This is a genomic window from Enterobacter cloacae complex sp. GYL001, from assembly GCF_049237125.1.
Classification (GTDB): domain Bacteria; phylum Pseudomonadota; class Gammaproteobacteria; order Enterobacterales; family Enterobacteriaceae; genus Enterobacter; species Enterobacter hormaechei_C.
Genome location: NZ_JBMKGW010000056.1, coordinates 1 through 1,597, shown reverse-complemented (window position 1 = coordinate 1,597; position 1,597 = coordinate 1). Strand labels below are relative to the sequence as shown.

Sequence of the window (1,597 nt, the reverse complement as noted above, 5' to 3'; positions counted from 1 at the left end):
CTAGGAGCTCGGATCTCAGGACGAAGGTCTCCGCGAATGTCCGGTCGATCCGCGCGACGTCCCAGGCGGGCGTTCCCTTGGCGGACATCCACGCCGCAGCGTCGTGCATCAGCCGCACAACCTCGTCGATATCACCCGAGCAGGCGACCCGAACGTTCGGAGGCTCCTCGCTGTCCATTCGCTCCCCTGGCGCGGTATGAACCGCCGCCTCATAGTGCAGTTTGATCCTGACGAGCCCAGCATGTCTGCGCCCACCTTCGCGGAACCTGACCAGGGTCCGCTAGCGGGCGGCCGGAAGGTGAATGCTAGGCATGATCTAACCCTCGGTCTCTGGCGTCGCGACTGCGAAATTTCGCGAGGGTTTCCGAGAAGGTGATTGCGCTTCGCAGATCTCCAGGCGCGTGGGTGCGGACGTAGTCAGCGCCATTGCCGATCGCGTGAAGTTCCGCCGCAAGGCTCGCTGGACCCAGATCCTTTACAGGAAGGCCAACGGTGGCGCCCAAGAAGGATTTCCGCGACACCGAGACCAATAGCGGAAGCCCCAACGCCGACTTCAGCTTTTGAAGGTTCGACAGCACGTGCAGCGATGTTTCCGGTGCGGGGCTCAAGAAAAATCCCATCCCCGGATCGAGGATGAGCCGGTCGGCAGCGACCCCGCTCCGTCGCAAGGCGGAAACCCGCGCCTCGAAGAACCGCACAATCTCGTCGAGCGCGTCTTCGGGTCGAAGGTGACCGGTGCGGGTGGCGATGCCATCCCGCTGCGCTGAGTGCATAACCACCAGCCTGCAGTCCGCCTCAGCAATATCGGGATAGAGCGCAGGGTCAGGAAATCCTTGGATATCGTTCAGGTAGCCCACGCCGCGCTTGAGCGCATAGCGCTGGGTTTCCGGTTGGAAGCTGTCGATTGAAACACGGTGCATCTGATCGGACAGGGCGTCTAAGAGCGGCGCAATACGTCTGATCTCATCGGCCGGCGATACAGGCCTCGCGTCCGGATGGCTGGCGGCCGGTCCGACATCCACGACGTCTGATCCGACTCGCAGCATTTCGATCGCCGCGGTGACAGCGCCGGCGGGGTCTAGCCGCCGGCTCTCATCGAAGAAGGAGTCCTCGGTGAGATTCAGAATGCCGAACACCGTCACCATGGCGTCGGCCTCCGCAGCGACTTCCACGATGGGGATCGGGCGAGCAAAAAGGCAGCAATTATGAGCCCCATACCTACAAAGCCCCACGCATCAAGCTTTTGCCCATGAAGCAACCAGGCAATGGCTGTAATTATGACGACGCCGAGTCCCGACCAGACTGCATAAGCAACACCGACAGGGATGGATTTCAGAACCAGAGAAAGAAAATAAAATGCGATGCCATAACCGATTATGACAACGGCGGAAGGGGCAAGCTTAGTAAAGCCCTCGCTAGATTTTAATGCGGATGTTGCGATTACTTCGCCAACTATTGCGATAACAAGAAAAAGCCAGCCTTTCATGATATATCTCCCAATTTGTGTAGGGCTTATTATGCACGCTTAAAAATAATAAAAGCAGACTTGACCTGATAGTTTGGCTGTGAGCAATTATGTGCTTAGTGCATCTAACGC

General features: G+C 58.3%; 2 protein-coding genes. Both read right to left on the bottom strand.

Annotated elements, in window-relative coordinates; genetic code table 11:
- Positions 1 to 305 precede the first annotated feature (305 nt).
- Positions 306 to 1,145 carry a sulfonamide-resistant dihydropteroate synthase Sul1 gene (gene sul1 / locus ACOTWU_RS25225; protein ID WP_000259031.1) on the bottom strand — a complete coding sequence of 280 codons (840 nt, stop codon included), beginning with the start codon at positions 1,143 to 1,145 and terminating at the stop codon, positions 306 to 308.
- On the bottom strand, positions 1,139 to 1,486 hold the full coding sequence (locus ACOTWU_RS25220) for a quaternary ammonium compound efflux SMR transporter QacE delta 1 (RefSeq protein WP_000679427.1): 348 nt from the start codon (positions 1,484 to 1,486) through the stop codon (positions 1,139 to 1,141). Before ACOTWU_RS25220 ends, sul1 begins: the two co-directional genes overlap by 7 nt.
- Positions 1,487 to 1,597: the final 111 nt, after the last annotated feature.